The sequence below is a fragment of the Paraclostridium sordellii genome, assembly GCF_000953675.1.
Taxonomy (GTDB): domain Bacteria; phylum Bacillota; class Clostridia; order Peptostreptococcales; family Peptostreptococcaceae; genus Paraclostridium; species Paraclostridium sordellii.
The window spans coordinates 314367-333594 of record NZ_LN679998.1 but is presented as its reverse complement, the minus strand read 5'-3'; the positions used below and the strand labels follow the sequence as shown (position 1 = coordinate 333594).

Here is a 19228-nt window from a genome sequence, read left to right as displayed (position 1 = left end):
ATACTTAGCTTATTTTTATAAGTAAAAAAGGCATTTACTATTAAAGTAAATACCTTTTCATTTATATTAATCTTCTACAAGTTTATTTAATTTCTTATCCAGACTCCAAAGCAGTATACCACATACCAGTACTATTACTCCTACTAATGCATATGCTGGTGCAAATGAGAATTTTGATAAATACTCATATAAGTATCCATAAGCTTTACCAGCTATAAATACTGCAACTGGCCATATACCCATCATTAATCCTAATAGTTTTGCAGGGGAGAACTTACTTATAAATGAGTTTCCAAGTGGTGAGAACACCATTTCACCAAGTGACATTAGTACCCCAACCATTACTATCCACATTAGGTTAGCTTGACCATCGCCTCTTACTACTTCAGCTAATGCCATTACTCCAAATGCCACTCCTAAGAATAACATCCCTAATGCAGTTTTCTTGAACATACTTAAATCACCTTTTTTAGATTTTGCCTTTTTAGCCCAAACCCTTGCTAATATAGGTCCAAGAACTATACAACATAAAGCATTTAAAGAATCAAACCATGAAGATGGTACTGTAAAGTTTCCTATCATCCAGTTTGCTTTGTTAGCATAATCAAAATCTGGTCCCCAATGATATAATATTGGCATACTAGTTAAGTACCAAACTACCCAGAATACTATAGAGAACAATGTAACTAGTAAAATTGCTCCAACTCTTAATTTTTCTTTTTTAGTTAAAGGATCATCTTCAACCTTTTCAACTTTCTTTCCAGATGTTTCTGTAACTTCATCAACTTTAAAAGGTTTTTTACCAACTTCACCAAAAGTTAGCTTACCTCCAACTACAAACCAAATTGCATCTAAGAATAATAGCGCTGCACATACCAAGAATGTCCCACCAAATCCTATTGTAGAGTAAGCTATGAAAGATACAAAAGTTGTTCCTATAAATGAACCTATATTAACAAATGAATATTGAATAGAGAATGCTCCATCAAGATCTTCTTTATTATCAAATAATCTACCATTTATACCTGATAAATTTCCTTTAAATAATCCTGTACCTATTGATACAAGAAGTATCATTAACCACACATATGTAAATGATGATTGAACTGATGCTTGCCATCCACACATATACCCAAGTCCCATAAGTATCGAACCTAAAGGTACGCATAATCTAGGATTTATCCATTTATCTGCAATAAAACCTCCAAGTATCGGAGTTAAGTAAGTAAATGCAACTAAGTTAGCTGTCATTTTAGCCCCATCAGCAGGAGTTAATCCAAGTCCACCTTTTGCCACTGATGCAGCTATGAATATTGCTATTAACCATTTTGAAGAATAAAACGCCATACGCTCAAATGTAAAAGATAAAGAACAAACATAAAAGCCTAAAGGATATTTCTTTTTAGTTTTTACTGAACTTTCCATAATTTCCCTCCAAAGTATTTGTTTTATATTACTTTTATAAATGTACTAGTCTATTTATAAAAGCTGTGGCATCCCTAAGTACTTTTAGATGGTTTACATCTTTCCCCTTGTACCTTACCACTTTTTAGCTAATACTTTTTGGCAAATTTTATAATATAAATATCAGTTATATATCCATTTATCTATTTAGAATTAATCAATTATATATTTTATTATTCCCCTTAACACAGCTTGTGAATTGAGTTTTAGTTATGTAATTTGTCCTTTTAAGATAATTTAGATATATTTTTCTTAACAATTTAATTACAATTTGTCTAAAGTACTAACTTAATAATTTATTATTTTTAAATTTTTATTTTGCCAATAAATTAATTTATTTTTCTGAAATTTTCAATTTCAAATTTACTTTAATGGCTTTTAAAAAATTTTAGGGCTAAATTATTTTTATTTATTTAATTTTTAATTTTGATTATATTTAAATACTTAAATCTTTGTGAATTACTAGATGTCCTATTAGAATTGAACTTAAATTTTAATATTAATTTTTTATGAATAGATATATTATGTCTAGAACTTATTTTAACCTATTTAGTTTTATGATCAATCTGAATGAGAAGTTTCTCCATAGTTTTTAGGTTATGTAAAAGGTAGGTTTGTCAAACTTAAGAGTCTTGTCTTCTCATATGAAAATTTTTATTTACAACACTTCATTAGTAATAAGTTTCATTATGCCTAATTTTGATAATTTTTCAACAATAATTAATTTAATAATCTTTGTCGATATATTTTATCTCTTATGAAAAATTTATCAAAAAACGTTTTCTATGTCAATATAAATATATTTTATTATATGAAAAATATTACTAAATATATTTCATATATAAAACAATTCACTCATCATCTATTTAATTTTATGAATCATTCTATACTTTTGTATTAATTTAAATATATTGAATATGTCTAAACTCTTTATATAATTTTTCATATTTAAATAAAAATAAAAAAATATATTGATTAGTAAATCAATATATTTTTATGTATTTAACAATTAATAATATGCTTAAAATCTTATAAAATATTTAGTTTTTAATTAATAATATAAAAAATACTACTTTTTAAATTACCCTATCCTAAGTATTCTAATAACTCTCCTACATTTTTATCTGGTTTAACTTTGTCGTATACTTTTTCTATAAGTCCATTTTCATCTATAATATAAGTAGTTCTTACAACTCCAAATCCAATTTTCCCATATAGTTTCTTTTCTTTCCACACATCATAGGCTTTTATAGTCTCAAGCTCAGGGTCTGATAATAATATAAATGGTAATTCATTTTTTTGAGCAAATCTTTCATGAGATTTTACAGTATCTTTACTAATACCTATAACTACAACATCTTTTGATTTAAAATTTTCATAGTTATCCCTAAATGAGCATGCTTGCTTAGTACATCCTGGAGTACTATCTTTTGGATAAAAATATAAAACTACTTTTTTATTTTTAAAGTCTGATAAACTTACTAAATTCCCATCTTTATCTTGTAATTTAAATTCAGGTGCTTTTACTCCTATTTCTAACATATTTTGCTCCTCCTATTAACTACTTTATTAAGATATATACCAAATAAGCTTATAATTAAACTTATATATATATTGATTTAGTAAATTATTATTATAAAATTCTATAGTTTTACATTTGATTCTAACTTAAAAATAGCTTCGTTAATTCTTTTTCGTCTTGTTTCTTCTTTTTTAGCACTTGTTATCCATTGATAATATTTTCTTTTTGATGAATAAGACAAATTATCATAAAACTTTAAGGCTATTTTATTTTTTTCTAATTCTACCTTAAAATCTTTTGGTAGTTCTATTTCTCGTACTTCTTCATCTTTTTCTATTTCTACAAATAAATTATCTCCAGTATCTTTTCCAATTTCTTTTCTTATAGCTTTCGTAATCCCAATCATATAACATCCATTTCCCATACTTACAATAGATCCTCTATAATTAATACCATCAAATTTAGCCTTTACTTTGACTCTTTTTGATCCAAATTCTTTTTCAACATTAAAAGGTATTTCAATGAATGTAGCATCTTTATCTGGAATCTTTTTTATTGTAGCTTCAAAATTATAAATCATATTTTATCTCCATTGCTTTTAATATCTATCTTCTCTAACTAAGTACTCATTATTATCTTGATCTTTAAATTTAAACATCTTTCCATATGGCATTATCATCAAATCTTCAACTTGTATACCTTTTGATTTCATTTCGTTATAAGTACTTTCTATATCATCAGTACTTAGTATTATATTTGGGTGAGCTACATTAGCATCTGGATTTTGAGCTTTCATTATATTTTTTTCATATATTATAAAAGTTGTAAATTCATCTTCACTTGGTCCAACTTCTACCCACTTCATCTTTGGTCCCATAGGTTGTTCTAATTTGACAATAAAGTTCATTTTCTCAATCCAAAACCTTTTAGCTTCTTCTTGATTCTCTACATATATTGTTATTTTCCCTATTTTATTTATCATAGTTTACCTCCTAAAGTTTAGTGGTTTTATTATATCATCTAACTAATAACTATTATCATAAATTCTATTGTAAATTTTATCCTTATTTATTATTAAATCGTTAATTTTCATGCTTACATACCATTACTCCTATAAATGTTTTAATTATTTGGATTAAGGTAACAACTCCAAGCATAACACTTATGTAGTAAAATGCTCTTACTTCTTCCGCTGAATATACGAATGTAAACCCTATAAAGAATAATACTAATATAACCATAACTACATTCATAATAGTTACAATCTTTTTTAACATGTACTTTCTTTTTATGTATAAAGTCAATACTAATAACATTAATACAATCATAATTATTACATAAATATGTTGTATTGTTGCTATCGGATAAGTATTTTCCCAGACATAATTCTTATGTATAACGTGTCTTAACATTCCCATTTTCTTGTGAGTAAAGTAATTTACCATATAAGCTCCAATCAATATTAAAGCCTCTATTATAGTAGTAAAGATATAAAAAATTTTTTTTGCTGTTTTCATATAAACACCATCTTTCTTATATATAATCTAAATAAGCACTGCAATAGTGCAGTGCTTGTTCAGATTATCTTTTATAATTTATTTTTTTGCAGCTTTATCTGTTGGTAATTTACCTACAGTAGTATATTCACAATTTCCACTATTTGGATCCCCTACTTGTACAGGAAGATTATTGTGCATTTGCCATTCGTTCCATCCACCATCATATACTGTCATGTTTTTCCATCCTGCATCATAAGCTATTAACCACGGAACTGCAGCTCTCCAACCAGTTCCACAGTAGAATGAAAGTTCATTGTTTTTATTGATATCAGAATCTGACCATAATTTTTCCATTTCTTCTGCTGTTATAACAGTTCCATCTTTGTGTAGGTAATCTTGCATGTTATATGGATCACTTCCTGCATGTCCCCAAACTGCACCTTTAGGTTCACCAGCTCTATCTATATAAGTATATCCACTTGTTTTTCCGTCAAACTCTTCTTTACTTCTTATACTTACTAAACGGAAGTTTGAATCGTCTTTTAATTTCTTTTGAACTTGATCTATAGACATCCAGTATTCTGGGTGTGCTGGAACAGTTGTCCCAAAATCTTTTGCTGGTGTTGGTTTTTCAACTTTAGTTTCTGTTTTATAACCTGCTTTTTCCCAAGCTTCAATTCCACCATTTAAAACTTTTACATTTTCAACTCCAGCCCAAAGATAAGCATATGCTACCCTACTTACTGCCGAAATATCATTTCCATATAATATAACAGTTTTATCTTTTGTTATTCCTAAATCTAACATGTTCTTTTCAACCACTTTAGGATCTGATATATTCCAAATTGGTTCAGATTCTACACTTGAAGTATCTATATGTATTGCTCCTGGAATGTGGCCTTTTGTATAAGTTGGACTATCTTTATAAGTCCCCCATGAAACTTCTCCTATAATATAATTCTTAGAATCTGGTTGATTTTTATCTATTACACTTTGTACCCATTGTGGAGATACAAAGACTTTTTTTGCATCTACTTGTTCTGCTTTTACATTTGATTTTTCTTTTGATGTATCTTTTGAATCATTTGAAGGTTTACTGCATCCTACTGCGGCTATTGCTATCATTGTTATACCAATTATCGCACTAATTAACTTTTTTTTCATATAATGTCCTCCGCTATATTTTCTACTGACTTAAGATAACTATACTTGAAGATAATTTTTAAATTTCTTCTAATTACTGCAATAAAAATAAATCAAAAAAATTTAAATTTACGCAAATTTCCTTCAATGATTTTATCATAATTTGTCTAAACCTCCAATCTTTATATAAAAAAACAATACTTAACCTTTCTATTATTTATTTTATCTATATACATAAAAAATTATTGACAAATTTATTAATTTTTTAATCATTAAAATTTTTGTTAAATATAATATTGAAATAGTAACTAAATATGAATTTTTTAGTTATAATTTATGATACTAACATATGTTTTATTTATTTAATTTATAAATATAAAAAGCACATTTACAAAATTGCAAATGTGCTTTATTATAGCTTATTTATTGACTTACAAATTCTGCACCTCTTTGAGTTTTAATATTCAATGTTTCTAATTGAATTCTAACACTATTGGCAGTTTTATCTTTGTATCTCTCTATTTTACCAATTACTTCTATCCAATCATCTGGATTTGGCATCATCATTTTATCATTTCCTACAAACTCAATACATACTATTCCATCATTTCCACAGCATCCTGGTGAATGCCTATAAACATAATTAAGAGTTTTACCATCAGCCTCAAGAGCGTTGTATAACCCCTCTATTTTTATAGTTCTACCAATATAATCATCTGAATTATTAAAAATATCATCAAGTTGAGCTATAAACATTTTTTCTTTAATTTCTATAGGAGTCCCATCATTAGAAGCAATGGAATCTTTTTTATTTTCTATTTTATTAGTATCGTTGCCTGGATCAACTATCTTTTTATGATTTTCTACTGTTACTTGAGTACTTGAGCACCCAGTAAGTAATAATAAAAATAAAACTATTATTAAATTTCTTACCACTTTCATATGTAACTCCTATTATTACTTTTTACTTTCTCTACTATTATAGATAGTATAAAAATAATTATATTTACTACTACAATACTTGCGCCTGTAGGTGTTGAAAATTTATACGATATAGTCATACCAATACAAAATGATAATATAGATACTATCCCGGAACTCATTACTACAGACTTAAAACTTTTAAATATTTTCATTGATATTATAGATGGAAAAATAATTAGACTTGATATAAGCATAGCTCCCATCATTCTCATTCCAAGTACAATAGTTATAGCTGTTAAAATAGCTATCATCATATTATAAAAATTTACATTTATACCAGTTGATTTTGTAAAGTTTTCATCAAAGGTAATTGCAAATATTTTATTATAATAAATAGTAAATAAAAATATAACTACTATTGATAAAACTACACTTAAATATACATCATTTTTACTCATAGCTAGAATGCTTCCAAACATATAATTACAAACATCTGTATTCATTCCAGTTGTTATCGCTATTGATATTACTCCAATAGCTAGAGAACTAGATGATATAAGCGCTATAGCAGAATCACCTTTTATTTTACTACTCTCTTTAATTCTCAATAATAAAAATGCTACTATTACAACAATAGGTATTGATATCTTCAATGGTGAAACACCTAAAGCTACAGCTATAGCTATAGCTCCAAATGAAACATGGGATAGTCCTTCCCCAATCATTGAGTATTTTTTTAAAACTAAACTTACACCTAATAAGGAACTACATAATGATACTAAAATTCCCACTATCATAGCTCTTACAATAAATGGATAAGACATCATTTCTAACACTACACTAATCATTAATCTCACCACCTAAAAACTTTTTTCCACACTCACTCTGTTTATAGTCTTTTACATATCCACAAAACAACATTCTATTTTTCATATGCACTACTTTATTAGCATAATTTAAAGATGTTTTTATATCATGAGATACCATAATAATAGACAGTCCGTAGTTTTTATTTAAATTATGTAGCATATCATAAAGATTTAATGTAGTTTTTTGATCTAATCCAGTTATAGGTTCATCCATTACAATCAACTTATCTGTGGCGCATAAAGCTCTTGCAATAAGAACTCTCTGTTGTTGTCCTCCTGATAAATCACTATAGCACTTATTTTTCAAATCAGATATTTTCATTTTTTCCATATTTTCATGAGCTAGAACTTTATCTGACTTTCTATAAAATGGAAATAAACTATTTCTTTTTATACACCCAGATAATACAACCTCATAAACTGTTGCTGGAAAGTTTCTTTGTATATCACTTTGTTGTGGTATATATCCAATAGTCGAATCTTTTAATTCTTCACTTATGAAAATACTCCCCTTACATGGCTTTACTAAACCCAATATTCCCTTTATCAATGTACTTTTCCCTGAGCCATTTTCACCTATAATGCATAAATAATCCCCTTTTGAAACAGTAAAACTAATATCCTTTGCTACAAGTTTATTTTCATATGAAAAACTGATATTCTCAAACTCTACTAAGTTCATACTTATTGTAAACCTTCCTTCAGATTACCTATATTATTGTTCATTATATCTATGTATGTAATTCCTTTATCAAAATCTTCCTTTGTAACATTGTGTGCTGAATGTAATAATAAAACTTTAGCTCCTGTTTCGTCACTAATAGTTTTAGCTATTTTTTTATTACTCATTTCAATATGATATATAACTGGAATCTTATTTTCTCTTACTGTTTTTATTAAGTATGTAACTGTCTCAATACTCGGTTCTGTTTGTGTACTACATCCGTTAAAAGCTGCTCTATATGTTAGCCCGTAATCCTTTGCAAGATATCTAAACGGAAATTTATCTCCCAAAACAATCATCTTTCTTTTAGCATTAGCTGCTGTATTTGTAAGGGATTTATCTAATTCATCAAGCTTTTTCGTATAATTTTCATAATTTGCATTATAATATTTTTCATTGGTACTATCTACTTTAACTAAAGTATTTTTAATAGCTTCTACCATATTCTTTGCATTTTTAGGTGATGTCCAGATATGTTCATCATACTCTTCATCATGATTGTGATTGTCATTCTCATCAGGTTTATGTGATTTTTCCTTATCGTGGTCATATTCAACTTCAGGTTCCATACCTTCTACTTCCTCTTCTTTAACAGCTTTTACATAATCCATCATCTTAATAGCATTTACCTTTTTTGTGTCTACAGAGTCTATTATTTTTTCAATCCATTCCTCTGCTTCTCCTCCATTATAAATAAATATATCTGCATTTTGAATTTTCTTTATATCTTCTGGTGTTGGCTCAAAGGAATGACTATCTTGCCCTGGAGATAAGATCATTTTTACATCTGCCTTATCTCCAGCTATCTGCTTTGCAAAGTCATATTGAGGAAATAGAGTTGTAACTATTTTTAATTTATCTTTGTTGGAACTGATATGATTTTTATCATTTTCTTTACTTTCAGTTCTAGTACATCCCGTTAATATCGACGATATCATTAAAAGTGTAGACATTACAATAACAGTAATTTTTCTCATTTTACACTACCTTTCTAACTTGTCTCTACAATTTTCACATACACCATAGAAAACAGTCTTTGTATTATTAATTTTAAAGTTATGGTCTTTTAATATATGATTATTTATATCTTCTAGATAAGAACATTTTAAGTGAATTAGTTCTTTACATTCTGTACATTTTAAGTGAAAATGTTGATGGCAATCCTCTCTTTCACCTATATATTGATAACATGATCCTATACCTTCTTCAATATAATATTTTCTTAAAATACCATCATCAGCTAATTTTTCCATATGTCTATATACAGTTGTTCTGCCTACTTTATTACCTTGCTCATTTAAATATTTAAATACTTCATCTATTGTTACATGACTATCTTCATTTGATTTTAAATAATCTAAGATTATCTCTTTTTGTTTTGTTTTATATACAGTTTTATTATTCATGAATAATACCTCCTAAAATAATATTATTAATAATTATAATATCTGTCAATATGAAATTGAAACCCAATTTCAAATTTTAAATATTATATTATACTTATTTACATATAATACTTATATTAAGTAAACTATTTGCAATATTTTTATTTAATATAAGTATTATATAAACTCCGATTCTTTTAAAAATTAATTTATTTTAAAATACTATTTACTACTACTTTATTTATGTAAATTACACAAATTTTTAATCTAAATAATTTATATTCGATGTCTAATTTAACATTAAAAGCCACTCTGATTACTATCAAAGTGGCTTTTAATATTAAATTAACTATTCAGTTTATTATTTTAAAATCTAGTTATGAATCATTTCTTCATTAATTAACTTTTTTAAAACTACATTGTTTACCATTAACTTACTTACAATACCTGTAAATGCTCCCGTTATTACTCCGCTTATAAGCAATATAGGTAAATAGTATAATACACTTGTAGTTTCTAATATAATCATAGAAACAGTTATTTGCCCTATGTTATGTGCTATAGCTCCTGCTATACTTATAAAACATAAATTTTTCTTTCCTAATAATTTCATTAATGTAGACATCACAACTAAACATAATATTCCTCCTGATAAGCTATAAAGAAGATTTATCATTTGTCCTGAAAATATACTTCCTAAAAATATCCTTATAAAAAGAACTGCAGATGCCTCTTTTGTTCCATGCAAAGATAGTATTATTAACGTGATTATATTAGCTAAACCTAGCTTAATTCCTGGTATAGGAACTAAAGGTGGTATTTGAATTTCTATAATAAAAATAGTTAAAGCAATTGCGCTTAATGCTGATAACCTTATTGTTTTTTTTAAGTTATTATTCATAGTTGTCTAGCCTTCCTTTAATGAGATTTAGTATCAAATTCATCATATTTTGCACCTTCAATTTTTATTATTAAATTGTTTGGAAGGCAAGCTATTGGTAAAAGTGAATCATGTATTTCCCCAGTCTTCATACATACTTTATCAGGGCAATTTGACTTGACTACTTTTATTCCTCCTTTACTAACTTTAATAATATTAAAGTGTTTATCATCACCTATTTTTATTTCATAATCATCTTTTATATCTTTTAATTTAATTGATTTTACTAATTTTCCATTCTTATATATATTAGCTACTGGATTTTCAACTTTTTTATTATTAATAAAAAAGTAAGCTCCAATAGACCCAATTAAGATTAATAATATTATAACTATCTGAACTATTTTAAATTTCTTATTCATTTATCTCATCCTAAATTCTTTATTATTTAGCCCCTTAGTTTGTACACTATCCATATTGTCTTTTATTAAAAATGCCTCTACTCCATCTAAACTTTCAATTAATTTTTTGGCTTTTTCTACACCTAAAATATATGTAGCAGTTGATAATGCATCGGCATCAATACCATTTTTAGTCACAATCGTTGTGCTAATAAGACCACTTTCAGATGGATAAGCTGTTTTTGGATCTAGTATATGATGATACTTGACTCCATTTTTTATAAAATATCTTTCATAATTTCCCGAAGTTACAACTACCTCATCACTAGTTTTTAAAGAACCTACAATTTCATTTTCTTCCTTTGGATTTACTATTCCTATATTCCATTTTTCACCACTAGGTTTATATCCTATAGAAACTACATTTCCTCCAAGGTTAATTAGAGCTGACTTTATTCCTTCTTCATTTAGAACTTTTTTTATTTCATCTCCTATATAGCCTTTTCCAATAGCTCCTAAATCTAACTTTACATTTTCATCTAAAAATCTAATTTCTTTTGTGTATTTATTTAATCTTATATTTTTATAATTTTCTAAGTTTTTATATTTATCCGTTGTACTCTTTTCTGGGATTTTTCCATGATCAGTTCCTATTCCCCATGCATCAATTAAGTTCCCTATAGTTGGATCAAATGCTCCATTTGTGAGTTTAGCATAATATAATGATTTTTCTATAACATAATAAAGATCATCTGACAACTTAATATCTTTATAAAATGCTTTTTCATTGACTTTGCTCAATTCACTATCTTTTATATTTACAGACATAATATTTTCAATATCATTAGCTCTTTTAAAAGCTTTTTCTAAAGCTTTTTTAGAATTTTCTCCATATCCAATTCCACTAACAATAGTTCCTAATATTTTTTCTGACATTTCATAATGCTTACTGTCACTCTCTATATTTTCAGGTTTATTTTTTATCCACCAGTACCCTATCCCTAGAAAAAATATAAAAACTATTCCTAAAGCTATTATTCTTTTTTTTAACATAAAATTTAACTCCATCAACTAATTTATATGTACTTTAATTATTTATATATATGGATAAAAACGATATTAAACATAAAGAGTTTCTATAAATTAAAAATCTATAATAGAAACTCTTTATGAAAACTTATGGTAATTTTAAATTAGTTGACTTGTTTACTTTCTATTAAATTACCATCTTTAGATACCTTAATTAAATAGTCTTTGTACCCTGATGAAGATATAGTAATAACGTTATCATCATCAGTTTTAAACCCTTCAAATCCTATGTCTATATTGTGATCTATAGGCTGAATACTATAATGATCTTTTTCACTACCCCATAATATGCCTTTGCCGTACTCTTTTCCATTTACAGAGATTTTAGTTATTTTATTTAACCATTCTTCTGATTTATTCTCAAACTTAACATTATACTTTTTAAATAAAGAATCTTTATTTATTGTAACTTTCATTTGAGGAACTTCATTACTATCTACATCAGTTGTTTTTTCCGGTAAATTAGTATCATCTTTATTAGTGTCGACATCGCTACTACTTATTATTTTGCCATCTTTTGATAGTTTAAAAGTAAAGTCATCATAACCTTTTGCTTTAACCGTTATTGTGTTTTCTGTATCTACTTTAAAGTCATCAGAACCTATTCCTATAAGTTCATCCACGGGATATACTGCATAACGCTCTTTAGTTTCTCCCCATGAAAGCCCTGATTTATAAGAAGTTCCATTTACAGAAACATTAGTTACATTGTTTATCCAATCTCCTGAATTTCTAAATTTTATTTCATATTTTTTCATAAATCCAGGTTTGCTTTCAACTTTAAGATTTATTTTAGGTAATTCTTTCTTTTCTTTAACTGGATTTTTTTCATCTAATTCTGGTTTTTTCTCAGACTCTGTGATATTAAAAGAAAGTTCTTTTTTACCATAATATTTGCCATTTATCTCTAGATTATATTGTTTAGCTTCTTTAAATAATCCAGATTGAAGAACTAACTTATCATCCGATATTGTATAATATGTATCTGAAGAGTATCCTCCTTGTTCTTTAGTAAGAAGATTTTTCCCATCTAACTTTATACTCTGTATATTTTTAGCAAAATCATGAGTTAATCCTGTTATAACTACATTTTCACCAGTTTTAAATTCTTTTTCTGGTTTTAAGTCTATCTTATCTAAAACTTTTTCTAAGTTAGATTCTATTACTTTATCCTTATATCCAGTAGCTAAAATTGTTAATTTTATTTTATCTCCAGTAGTAAGTTTTTTATTTATAGTTAACTTATCACCTTCTATTGAATATAAATCTTTGGATATTTCTCTTCCATCTCCATTTACTGCTATAGCTTTTATACTATTTAAGTAATTAGCATCATCACACTTAAGAACCATATCCTCATTCATAATTGAAGTTTGAACTTCTAAATTTGGTGATTTCAACCCTAAAATATCTCTAAAAGAAGTTGCTTGTCCTAAAAGATTATCCTGTAAAACTTCTTTGACATTATAAGGTCTATTTTTATATTCTTTGGCATTTTTACTTGCTATATATTCATCAAAACTTAAATATTTTCCAGCTAAAGAAGCATCTTTAACAGCATTTAAATAATCTTTAAAATCATTTATGTGAGTTCCATCTTCACTTACAACAGCATCATAAGAAACAGTATTTAATTCAAATCTGTCTACAATATTTTTAGACTCCGGAGTCTCCATTCCTATTTCTTTTAATATCAAAGCATTTGCAAGTAAATCGTGATTGTAAACTAAATTAGCTTGAGTTACTGGAGCTGACCCTGAAACCTCTCCTGCTCCTGAATTATCAGCTGGTTTTCCTGTATTTACACTAGCACTACTAATTGTATCTATCGAAGAAGACTTTGATTTAGTGCTTTTAAAAACTAGAGGACTATGTTCAGACTTTTTCCCGCTACTGTTTTTGCCTGTATCTTTAATTTCATTTTTTAGTACTTCAAATTTTTTCTCAGCTTTTTTAAATCCATCAGCATAAACTTCTAAAGTATACTCTCCTGGTTCTAAAAGGTTTCCTTCTTCACTTTCTGTATTTTTAGCATAAATAGTAACTAAGTCTGATACCACATGATAATCTTCCAGTTTAACTAACTCTTTCCTAGTATTTTTGTAAGTTAAAAATACTTTATTTACAGGATTTAAAACTGCATAATTAAAGTTATCTAGTTTAAACTTTACATCCTCTCCTGTCTTTGGATTCATTGGATAAGACACTAATATATTTATTGGTTTACTTTGTACAATATTAATTGGTATTGTTACTGAATCGTGACCCTCTGAATAAATTTTTAAATTGTGTAATTTATTATAATCTAAAGCCCTTTGATTCCCCTTTATAATTAAATTATTTCCATCCTTTTCAAATTCTAGTTTTTGCTCTAAATTTGGATTTTCTGTTAAATCTTCTTTAGTTATTTTATTTATATTTTCAAACCAATTTTTATGTTCATCCGTTTTTAAATCACACCCTATTGTAATAGGAGCTTTTACTTCAGTTTCCCCTATATTGAAGTGTGGAATATAGCTATGTTTTTCTTCTTTGCCATTTAAATTAAAAGTAGTTTTTTCTGGCTTTAATCTAACATTTCCTTGATTATCATAATTCGTTTTGTGGTAATCCCATACTGGCATATTTGTAAAAGTTAATATTTTACTAGGTGCAGCACTGACTGTTTCTGAAAAACCACATATCGACAAAGCCACTCCAGCTGTTAATACACTTAGTTTTTTCTTATTCATTCTTTTCACCTCTTACTTTATAAATTTATAAATTCCTTCTTCTCCACTTACCTTACTCTTGATTTTTATTGTATCGTATCCTAATTTATCAATTTCCCATTTTACAACTTTACCACTATCGTCCACTTTACTTGGTGATATAGATTTATAACTTCCATCATCTAAAACATATAAATCATAATCCTTTATAGTTCCTTCATTGAAAGTAACTACTATATATTTAACCCATCCCAAATCTACTAGTTTAGTAGCCTCTTTGTTTATTGACTTATCTACAAAATGATTAGGTTTCGTTTCTGAATTTGTATTTCCTGCTGTTTCAGTATTTTCATTATCCTTTTTAGAAGCACTGCTTAATGCATCTTCCTTATCTTTTTCTGTATCTATTCTAGATAACAATGTAACTGCTTCAGCTCTTGTTATGCTACTTGTAGGTCGTAAGTTTTTCAGATCATCTCCTTTTAAGTATCCATTTTCTACAGCTCCTTCTATATATGGTTTTGCCCAGTTTGACACTAAATGTTTATCTTTAAAAGTATTTATTTTATCGTATGTACTATCTTTTTTATTTTTTATACTTACTATTATTTTAGCTGCTTCTTCTCTTGTTATAGGATTGTTAGGTCTGAATGTATTATCATCATAACCATTTATGTAACCAGCTTTATTTGCTATTAGAACATTATCATAATGCCAATCTTTTGAATTTACATCAGAGAACTTTGAAACACCTTTATCTTTAAATCCAAAGTACTTGTTAACCAACTTTACAAACTCTGCCCTTGTTATTGAATTATCTGGTTTAAAGGTTCCATCTTCGTATCCATTAACATACGAATTTTTCATAAATTGAGATATCTCTTTATTGGCCCAGTGTCCATCTACATCAGTTAAATTGTTACTTGCATTTACAATTACTGCGCTAGATAAAATTATCCCTAATGAGATTGTGCTTATTAAATATTTTTTCATAAAAACCCTCCTTTTCTTATTGCTGTTTTTATAATTTATTGATATTTTAAATTAGACTTTTATATAGTTTCTAAAATTTCAAAATCATATTAGAACCAATGAAAAGAATGTATAAAGTTAGAATTGTACTTACCAAATTAACTAATTTAATAGGAATCTAATAACAAGTTTATATCTTGTATCATATTCGATTAGTATTTTCTAAACTAAAAATAATTAAATTTTGCCCCCAAAAATAAAAAAATAATTAAAAAGATTTGATTGAAATCTAGTTATGAAAAATTTATTATAAGAAAATTTAAAATTAAGTTTTATTGTAATATTTTATTAATTTTAAATTTATGATTTTTAAATGATATTGAGAATTGTTATCATCTACACCAATAAGACTATACTTTTTACCTAAAAATGTCAACATAATTTTTAATAATTATAATGAAATTTTAAATTTATCTATTTAGATTTATTTGTATATAAGTTAAATTTGTAAAATATTTACTAAAGTCATATCAGATATAAAATCTTCAACCCCTGTAAAATGCTAATTTTTATTGAATATAAAAAAATAAAATATTAGAGATTTCAAAATATTATTATCTTCTTCTCGTAAATTTTATAAATTTTAATTTCAAAAATTTTATTGACTTTAAAAAATTTTTAATATACAATTCTAAATGAAAATCATTATCAACAAAAGGAGAAAATTTAATGTTACTTATAATTTCACTAATATTAACAACTTTTTTAAGCATTGTATATTACAAACAAATAAAAAAACATTCTACGATGCTTTACATAATAGCTACTCTAATAGCTATATTTTTCATTATTTTTATGAAATCTAATTTAAATGAACATATACCTAAGTATATAAGTAAATTTGTCATAGGAGTATTTTCTAAAGGTACGATTTCACTAGCACTATTTACTATAGTAATGTACACAGGAGTCTTAGATAATTCATTTAAATTTAGACAAAACCTAATGGCAGTTAGAGGTGAACTTTCTATAATAGCTTGTGTATTAACTTTAGGTCATAATGTTTTATACGGGATGTATTTTTTCCCTACTTTCTTTACTAATATGCAATCTTTATCTATCTATAAGATTATTGCGACTTTATTAAGTCTAATTATGATATGTTTAATGATTCCGCTAATGATTACTTCTTTCAAAAGTATTAGAAAGAAAATGCCTTATAAAACGTGGAAAAAAATTCAAAGATCTGCTTATATATTTTATGGAATAATGTATATACATATTATGCTTTTATACATACCTAAATTTAACAGTAAGTTATTCGAAATAATACTATATAGCATTATATTCTTAGCATATTATTTCTTACGTATAAGAAAATTCTTTAAGGATAAAAACAAAGTTAAAGCTTAGTATTTGTAACATTTTATTAATAAATAATATTTATATAGAAAATTAAACTTATAAACTTAAATCAATATTATAAGTTTGATATTTTATAATTAATGAATGGATAAATAATAATATATAGTTTTAAAATTTAATATTAAAATAAAATGAAATTTCTGTATAAATAAAAGCCTTATAACATATGTTATAAGGCTTTTTAATAAATTTAAATAAAATATTTTACTGCTCTTGTACTTTATAAATTATATCAATATAGGTCTCTTCTTTTGATAATTTCTTTGAAAGTATCGTAAAGTAAATTATGCATAATATAATTTGTACAAATGTAGACATTGGCGTTGCAAGACCTACCTTAAATAATGATACCGGTAGTATTTTACTCATAATATATGATACTGGTATTCTTACCCCAAATGCTCCTATTATTCCTTGTATCATTACAAAAGTTGTCTTTCCACATCCATTAAAATAACCTACCATACAGAACATAATTGCAGTTAAAAGACTGTCTATTCCGTATGCTTTCATATATTCCCAAGCTGCTAAAACTACATCTTTATCCTTAGAAAACATTCCTGCAAGTAAATTTCCATGGAAGAAGGTAATATAAAACATTACAACTCCACAACATAAAGAAGCTGAAATTGCATAAACAAGAACTTTTCTTGATCTATCGTATTTTTTAGCTCCATAATTTTGCGCAACAAATGCAGATACACCTTGAGAAAAGGCTGATGGTATAAGCATTATAAATCCAACAAGTTTTTCTGCAACTCCAATTCCTGCTGATGGAATTACTCCTAGTGAATTTCCTATAATCATAATTACAAGAAAAGATAGATGTACAAGTCCATCTTGTAAAGCTATTGGCGTTCCATATTTAATTATCTTTGATGTTAAACCTTTATGAAACTTTATACTCTTTCTAGAAAATTCAAAAGGAAGTCCACGCTTTTTAATAATTATTATAGATAATATAACACTAATCGCCTGAGCCATTATAGTAGCTAAAGCTGCTCCCATAACAGCCATTTTAAATATTCCCACAAATACTAAGTCTCCTATAATATTTGTAACACATGCAATTGCCACTGTAATAAGTGGAGTTTTCGAATCTCCTAATCCTCTAAATACTCCTCCTATAATATTATAAGCAACTATAAAAACAGAACCTGCAGAACAAATTCTTATATATATTACTGTACTATCAAAGGCCTCTTTTGGAGTATGCATAAAAGTTGAAATAGGTGAAGCAAAGCTAACAATTAAAACAGTAATAAATACAGCTATAATAGCAAATATTGAAATACCACTTCCTACAACATTTCCAGCTTCCTTTGACTTTCCTTCCCCAAGCTTTTGGCCTATTAATATGGTAATACCCATAGTTAATCCTGTAATCACTACAGTTATAGTCATCATTACTTGACTACCCGTTGAAACAGCAGAAACATCTGCAGCATGTCCAAATTGACCAACTATAAGTAAATCAACTGCACCATACATGGTTTGTAAAAATAGTGCAAGTAGTATAGGTATTACAAACTTTAATAAAGGTGAGAAAATTTTTCCCTCTGTAAAGTTAGATACTTTTGACATATAATCCTCCTATTTTATTTATGTTTTGTACAAAACAATATCTATATAAATATAACCGTTATTAAAACTTAAAACGGTTATTCTAAATTATTTCTTATTTTTTCAAGAACTATTTGAAATACTTCTATTTCTTCTTGTGTTATATCTTCTGACAATCTATTCTCTATTGAATCTATAGCAATAGAAATTTTTTCATAAATCTTTTTAGATTTTTCAGTTAAAACTATTTTTTTTAAACGTGCATCCTCTGTAACAGGCACTCTTTCTATTAAATCACTTTTTTCCATATTATTTAACATTAAGCTAACAGATGAACGTTTTAAATCAAACTCTCGCTCTAAATCTTTTTGGAAAATCTCTTTGTTCTTACCTTCAATAGAAATAAAATCTATTACATAAGCTTGTGATATTGTTAAGTTATCATCAATTGCATTAATTACAGAAGCATCCATCTTCCTTGAAATTATATGATTAATTTTACTAATATCAAGACCTAATTTAAGCTTATTTTTATTTATCATGGAAATACCTCCATACAAATTTGTTTTGTACTAAACTATATTAACTACTATTACTGTCTATGTCAATATAATTATTTTTATGATGTATAAAAAAATAAAATTACTATTCAAACTA

At 26.5% G+C, this 19228-nt stretch carries 19 protein-coding genes; 1 reads left to right on the top strand and 18 read right to left on the bottom strand.

Annotated features, from left to right (window positions below):
• Positions 1 to 66 precede the first annotated feature (66 nt).
• The 16 genes from ATCC9714_RS01650 to ATCC9714_RS01575 all read right to left on the bottom strand — a co-directional run bounded on the left by ATCC9714_RS01650 (position 67) and on the right by ATCC9714_RS01575 (position 15604).
• A complete protein-coding gene (locus ATCC9714_RS01650; protein WP_055337032.1) occupies positions 67 to 1425 on the bottom strand; it encodes a peptide MFS transporter in 1359 nt (452 codons plus the stop codon).
• 1125 nt (positions 1426 to 2550) lie between these two features.
• Entirely contained in the window at positions 2551 to 3006 is a 456-nt protein-coding gene (gene bcp, locus ATCC9714_RS01645) for a thioredoxin-dependent thiol peroxidase (protein WP_057545601.1), read from the bottom strand.
• Positions 3007 to 3107: 101 nt separating this feature from the next.
• The gene (locus ATCC9714_RS01640) at positions 3108 to 3566 is read right to left on the bottom strand and encodes a YdeI/OmpD-associated family protein (protein WP_057545600.1); all 459 of its coding nucleotides are present in this window, start codon (positions 3564 to 3566) and stop codon (positions 3108 to 3110) included.
• An 18-nt stretch (positions 3567 to 3584) separates the two neighbouring features.
• Positions 3585 to 3968 carry a VOC family protein gene (locus ATCC9714_RS01635; RefSeq protein WP_021126435.1) on the bottom strand — a complete coding sequence of 128 codons (384 nt, stop codon included), beginning with the start codon at positions 3966 to 3968 and terminating at the stop codon, positions 3585 to 3587.
• Between the two features lie 100 nt (positions 3969 to 4068).
• Positions 4069 to 4503 (bottom strand): hypothetical protein, encoded by a 435-nt coding sequence (locus ATCC9714_RS01630; RefSeq protein WP_057543928.1) that lies wholly within the window; start codon positions 4501 to 4503, stop codon positions 4069 to 4071.
• A 78-nt stretch (positions 4504 to 4581) separates the two neighbouring features.
• Complete coding sequence (locus ATCC9714_RS01625; protein WP_021130096.1) at positions 4582 to 5649, bottom strand: rhodanese-like domain-containing protein; 1068 nt, start codon at positions 5647 to 5649, stop codon at positions 4582 to 4584.
• 402 nt (positions 5650 to 6051) lie between these two features.
• Positions 6052 to 6570: a TIGR03943 family putative permease subunit gene (locus ATCC9714_RS01620; RefSeq protein WP_021126439.1), complete on the bottom strand. Its 519-nt coding sequence runs from the start codon at positions 6568 to 6570 to the stop codon at positions 6052 to 6054.
• On the bottom strand, positions 6567 to 7400 hold the full coding sequence (locus tag ATCC9714_RS01615) for a metal ABC transporter permease (protein WP_330374688.1): 834 nt from the start codon (positions 7398 to 7400) through the stop codon (positions 6567 to 6569). Before ATCC9714_RS01615 ends, ATCC9714_RS01620 begins: the two co-directional genes overlap by 4 nt.
• Positions 7393 to 8103, bottom strand: a complete 711-nt coding sequence (locus ATCC9714_RS01610) for a metal ABC transporter ATP-binding protein (protein ID WP_057545599.1) — start codon at positions 8101 to 8103, stop codon at positions 7393 to 7395. The genes ATCC9714_RS01615 and ATCC9714_RS01610 overlap by 8 nt, the downstream gene beginning before the upstream one ends.
• A 2-nt stretch (positions 8104 to 8105) precedes the next feature.
• Positions 8106 to 9122 carry a metal ABC transporter substrate-binding protein gene (locus ATCC9714_RS01605; protein ID WP_057545598.1) on the bottom strand — a complete coding sequence of 339 codons (1017 nt, stop codon included), beginning with the start codon at positions 9120 to 9122 and terminating at the stop codon, positions 8106 to 8108.
• A 6-nt stretch (positions 9123 to 9128) separates the two neighbouring features.
• On the bottom strand, positions 9129 to 9551 hold the full coding sequence (locus tag ATCC9714_RS01600) for a Fur family transcriptional regulator (RefSeq protein ID WP_021126444.1): 423 nt from the start codon (positions 9549 to 9551) through the stop codon (positions 9129 to 9131).
• 352 nt (positions 9552 to 9903) lie between these two features.
• Positions 9904 to 10431 (bottom strand): Gx transporter family protein, encoded by a 528-nt coding sequence (locus tag ATCC9714_RS01595; protein ID WP_057545597.1) that lies wholly within the window; start codon positions 10429 to 10431, stop codon positions 9904 to 9906.
• 17 nt (positions 10432 to 10448) lie between these two features.
• Positions 10449 to 10832 (bottom strand): NusG domain II-containing protein, encoded by a 384-nt coding sequence (locus ATCC9714_RS01590; protein WP_021126446.1) that lies wholly within the window; start codon positions 10830 to 10832, stop codon positions 10449 to 10451.
• Positions 10833 to 11864 (bottom strand): FAD:protein FMN transferase, encoded by a 1032-nt coding sequence (locus ATCC9714_RS01585; RefSeq protein WP_057545596.1) that lies wholly within the window; start codon positions 11862 to 11864, stop codon positions 10833 to 10835.
• A gap of 140 nt (positions 11865 to 12004) precedes the next feature.
• Positions 12005 to 14632 (bottom strand): hemoblobin-interacting domain-containing protein, encoded by a 2628-nt coding sequence (locus ATCC9714_RS01580; RefSeq protein ID WP_057574351.1) that lies wholly within the window; start codon positions 14630 to 14632, stop codon positions 12005 to 12007.
• Between the two features lie 12 nt (positions 14633 to 14644).
• Complete coding sequence (locus ATCC9714_RS01575) at positions 14645 to 15604, bottom strand: S-layer homology domain-containing protein (protein ID WP_057545594.1); 960 nt, start codon at positions 15602 to 15604, stop codon at positions 14645 to 14647.
• A gap of 708 nt (positions 15605 to 16312) precedes the next feature.
• On the opposite strand from ATCC9714_RS01575, the gene ATCC9714_RS01570 reads away from it, so the two are divergent.
• Positions 16313 to 16996, top strand: coding sequence for a ferric reductase-like transmembrane domain-containing protein (locus ATCC9714_RS01570; protein ID WP_021126455.1), 684 nt, complete (start codon positions 16313 to 16315; stop codon positions 16994 to 16996).
• A 216-nt stretch (positions 16997 to 17212) separates the two neighbouring features.
• Here the strand turns inward: ATCC9714_RS01570 and ATCC9714_RS01565 are convergent, their stop codons facing one another.
• Complete coding sequence (locus ATCC9714_RS01565; protein WP_057545593.1) at positions 17213 to 18592, bottom strand: MATE family efflux transporter; 1380 nt, start codon at positions 18590 to 18592, stop codon at positions 17213 to 17215.
• A 77-nt stretch (positions 18593 to 18669) separates the two neighbouring features.
• Positions 18670 to 19113 carry a MarR family winged helix-turn-helix transcriptional regulator gene (locus ATCC9714_RS01560; RefSeq protein ID WP_021130107.1) on the bottom strand — a complete coding sequence of 148 codons (444 nt, stop codon included), beginning with the start codon at positions 19111 to 19113 and terminating at the stop codon, positions 18670 to 18672.
• Positions 19114 to 19228 lie beyond the last annotated feature (115 nt).

What these genes read in the sequence shown, in the direction of transcription:
- ATCC9714_RS01650 (WP_055337032.1), bottom strand. Translation starts at nt 1,425, where the DNA reads ATGGAAAGTTCAGTAAAAACTAAAAAGAAATATCCTTTAGGCTTTTAT.
- bcp (WP_057545601.1), bottom strand. Translation starts at nt 3,006, where the DNA reads ATGTTAGAAATAGGAGTAAAAGCACCTGAATTTAAATTACAAGATAAA.
- ATCC9714_RS01640 (WP_057545600.1), bottom strand. Translation starts at nt 3,566, where the DNA reads ATGATTTATAATTTTGAAGCTACAATAAAAAAGATTCCAGATAAAGAT.
- ATCC9714_RS01635 (WP_021126435.1), bottom strand. Translation starts at nt 3,968, where the DNA reads ATGATAAATAAAATAGGGAAAATAACAATATATGTAGAGAATCAAGAA.
- ATCC9714_RS01630 (WP_057543928.1), bottom strand. Translation starts at nt 4,503, where the DNA reads ATGAAAACAGCAAAAAAAATTTTTTATATCTTTACTACTATAATAGAG.
- ATCC9714_RS01625 (WP_021130096.1), bottom strand. Translation starts at nt 5,649, where the DNA reads ATGAAAAAAAAGTTAATTAGTGCGATAATTGGTATAACAATGATAGCA.
- ATCC9714_RS01620 (WP_021126439.1), bottom strand. Translation starts at nt 6,570, where the DNA reads ATGAAAGTGGTAAGAAATTTAATAATAGTTTTATTTTTATTATTACTT.
- ATCC9714_RS01615 (WP_330374688.1), bottom strand. Translation starts at nt 7,400, where the DNA reads ATGATTAGTGTAGTGTTAGAAATGATGTCTTATCCATTTATTGTAAGA.
- ATCC9714_RS01610 (WP_057545599.1), bottom strand. Translation starts at nt 8,103, where the DNA reads ATGAACTTAGTAGAGTTTGAGAATATCAGTTTTTCATATGAAAATAAA.
- ATCC9714_RS01605 (WP_057545598.1), bottom strand. Translation starts at nt 9,122, where the DNA reads ATGAGAAAAATTACTGTTATTGTAATGTCTACACTTTTAATGATATCG.
- ATCC9714_RS01600 (WP_021126444.1), bottom strand. Translation starts at nt 9,551, where the DNA reads ATGAATAATAAAACTGTATATAAAACAAAACAAAAAGAGATAATCTTA.
- ATCC9714_RS01595 (WP_057545597.1), bottom strand. Translation starts at nt 10,431, where the DNA reads ATGAATAATAACTTAAAAAAAACAATAAGGTTATCAGCATTAAGCGCA.
- ATCC9714_RS01590 (WP_021126446.1), bottom strand. Translation starts at nt 10,832, where the DNA reads ATGAATAAGAAATTTAAAATAGTTCAGATAGTTATAATATTATTAATC.
- ATCC9714_RS01585 (WP_057545596.1), bottom strand. Translation starts at nt 11,864, where the DNA reads ATGTTAAAAAAAAGAATAATAGCTTTAGGAATAGTTTTTATATTTTTT.
- ATCC9714_RS01580 (WP_057574351.1), bottom strand. Translation starts at nt 14,632, where the DNA reads ATGAATAAGAAAAAACTAAGTGTATTAACAGCTGGAGTGGCTTTGTCG.
- ATCC9714_RS01575 (WP_057545594.1), bottom strand. Translation starts at nt 15,604, where the DNA reads ATGAAAAAATATTTAATAAGCACAATCTCATTAGGGATAATTTTATCT.
- ATCC9714_RS01570 (WP_021126455.1), top strand. Translation starts at nt 16,313, where the DNA reads ATGTTACTTATAATTTCACTAATATTAACAACTTTTTTAAGCATTGTA.
- ATCC9714_RS01565 (WP_057545593.1), bottom strand. Translation starts at nt 18,592, where the DNA reads ATGTCAAAAGTATCTAACTTTACAGAGGGAAAAATTTTCTCACCTTTA.
- ATCC9714_RS01560 (WP_021130107.1), bottom strand. Translation starts at nt 19,113, where the DNA reads ATGATAAATAAAAATAAGCTTAAATTAGGTCTTGATATTAGTAAAATT.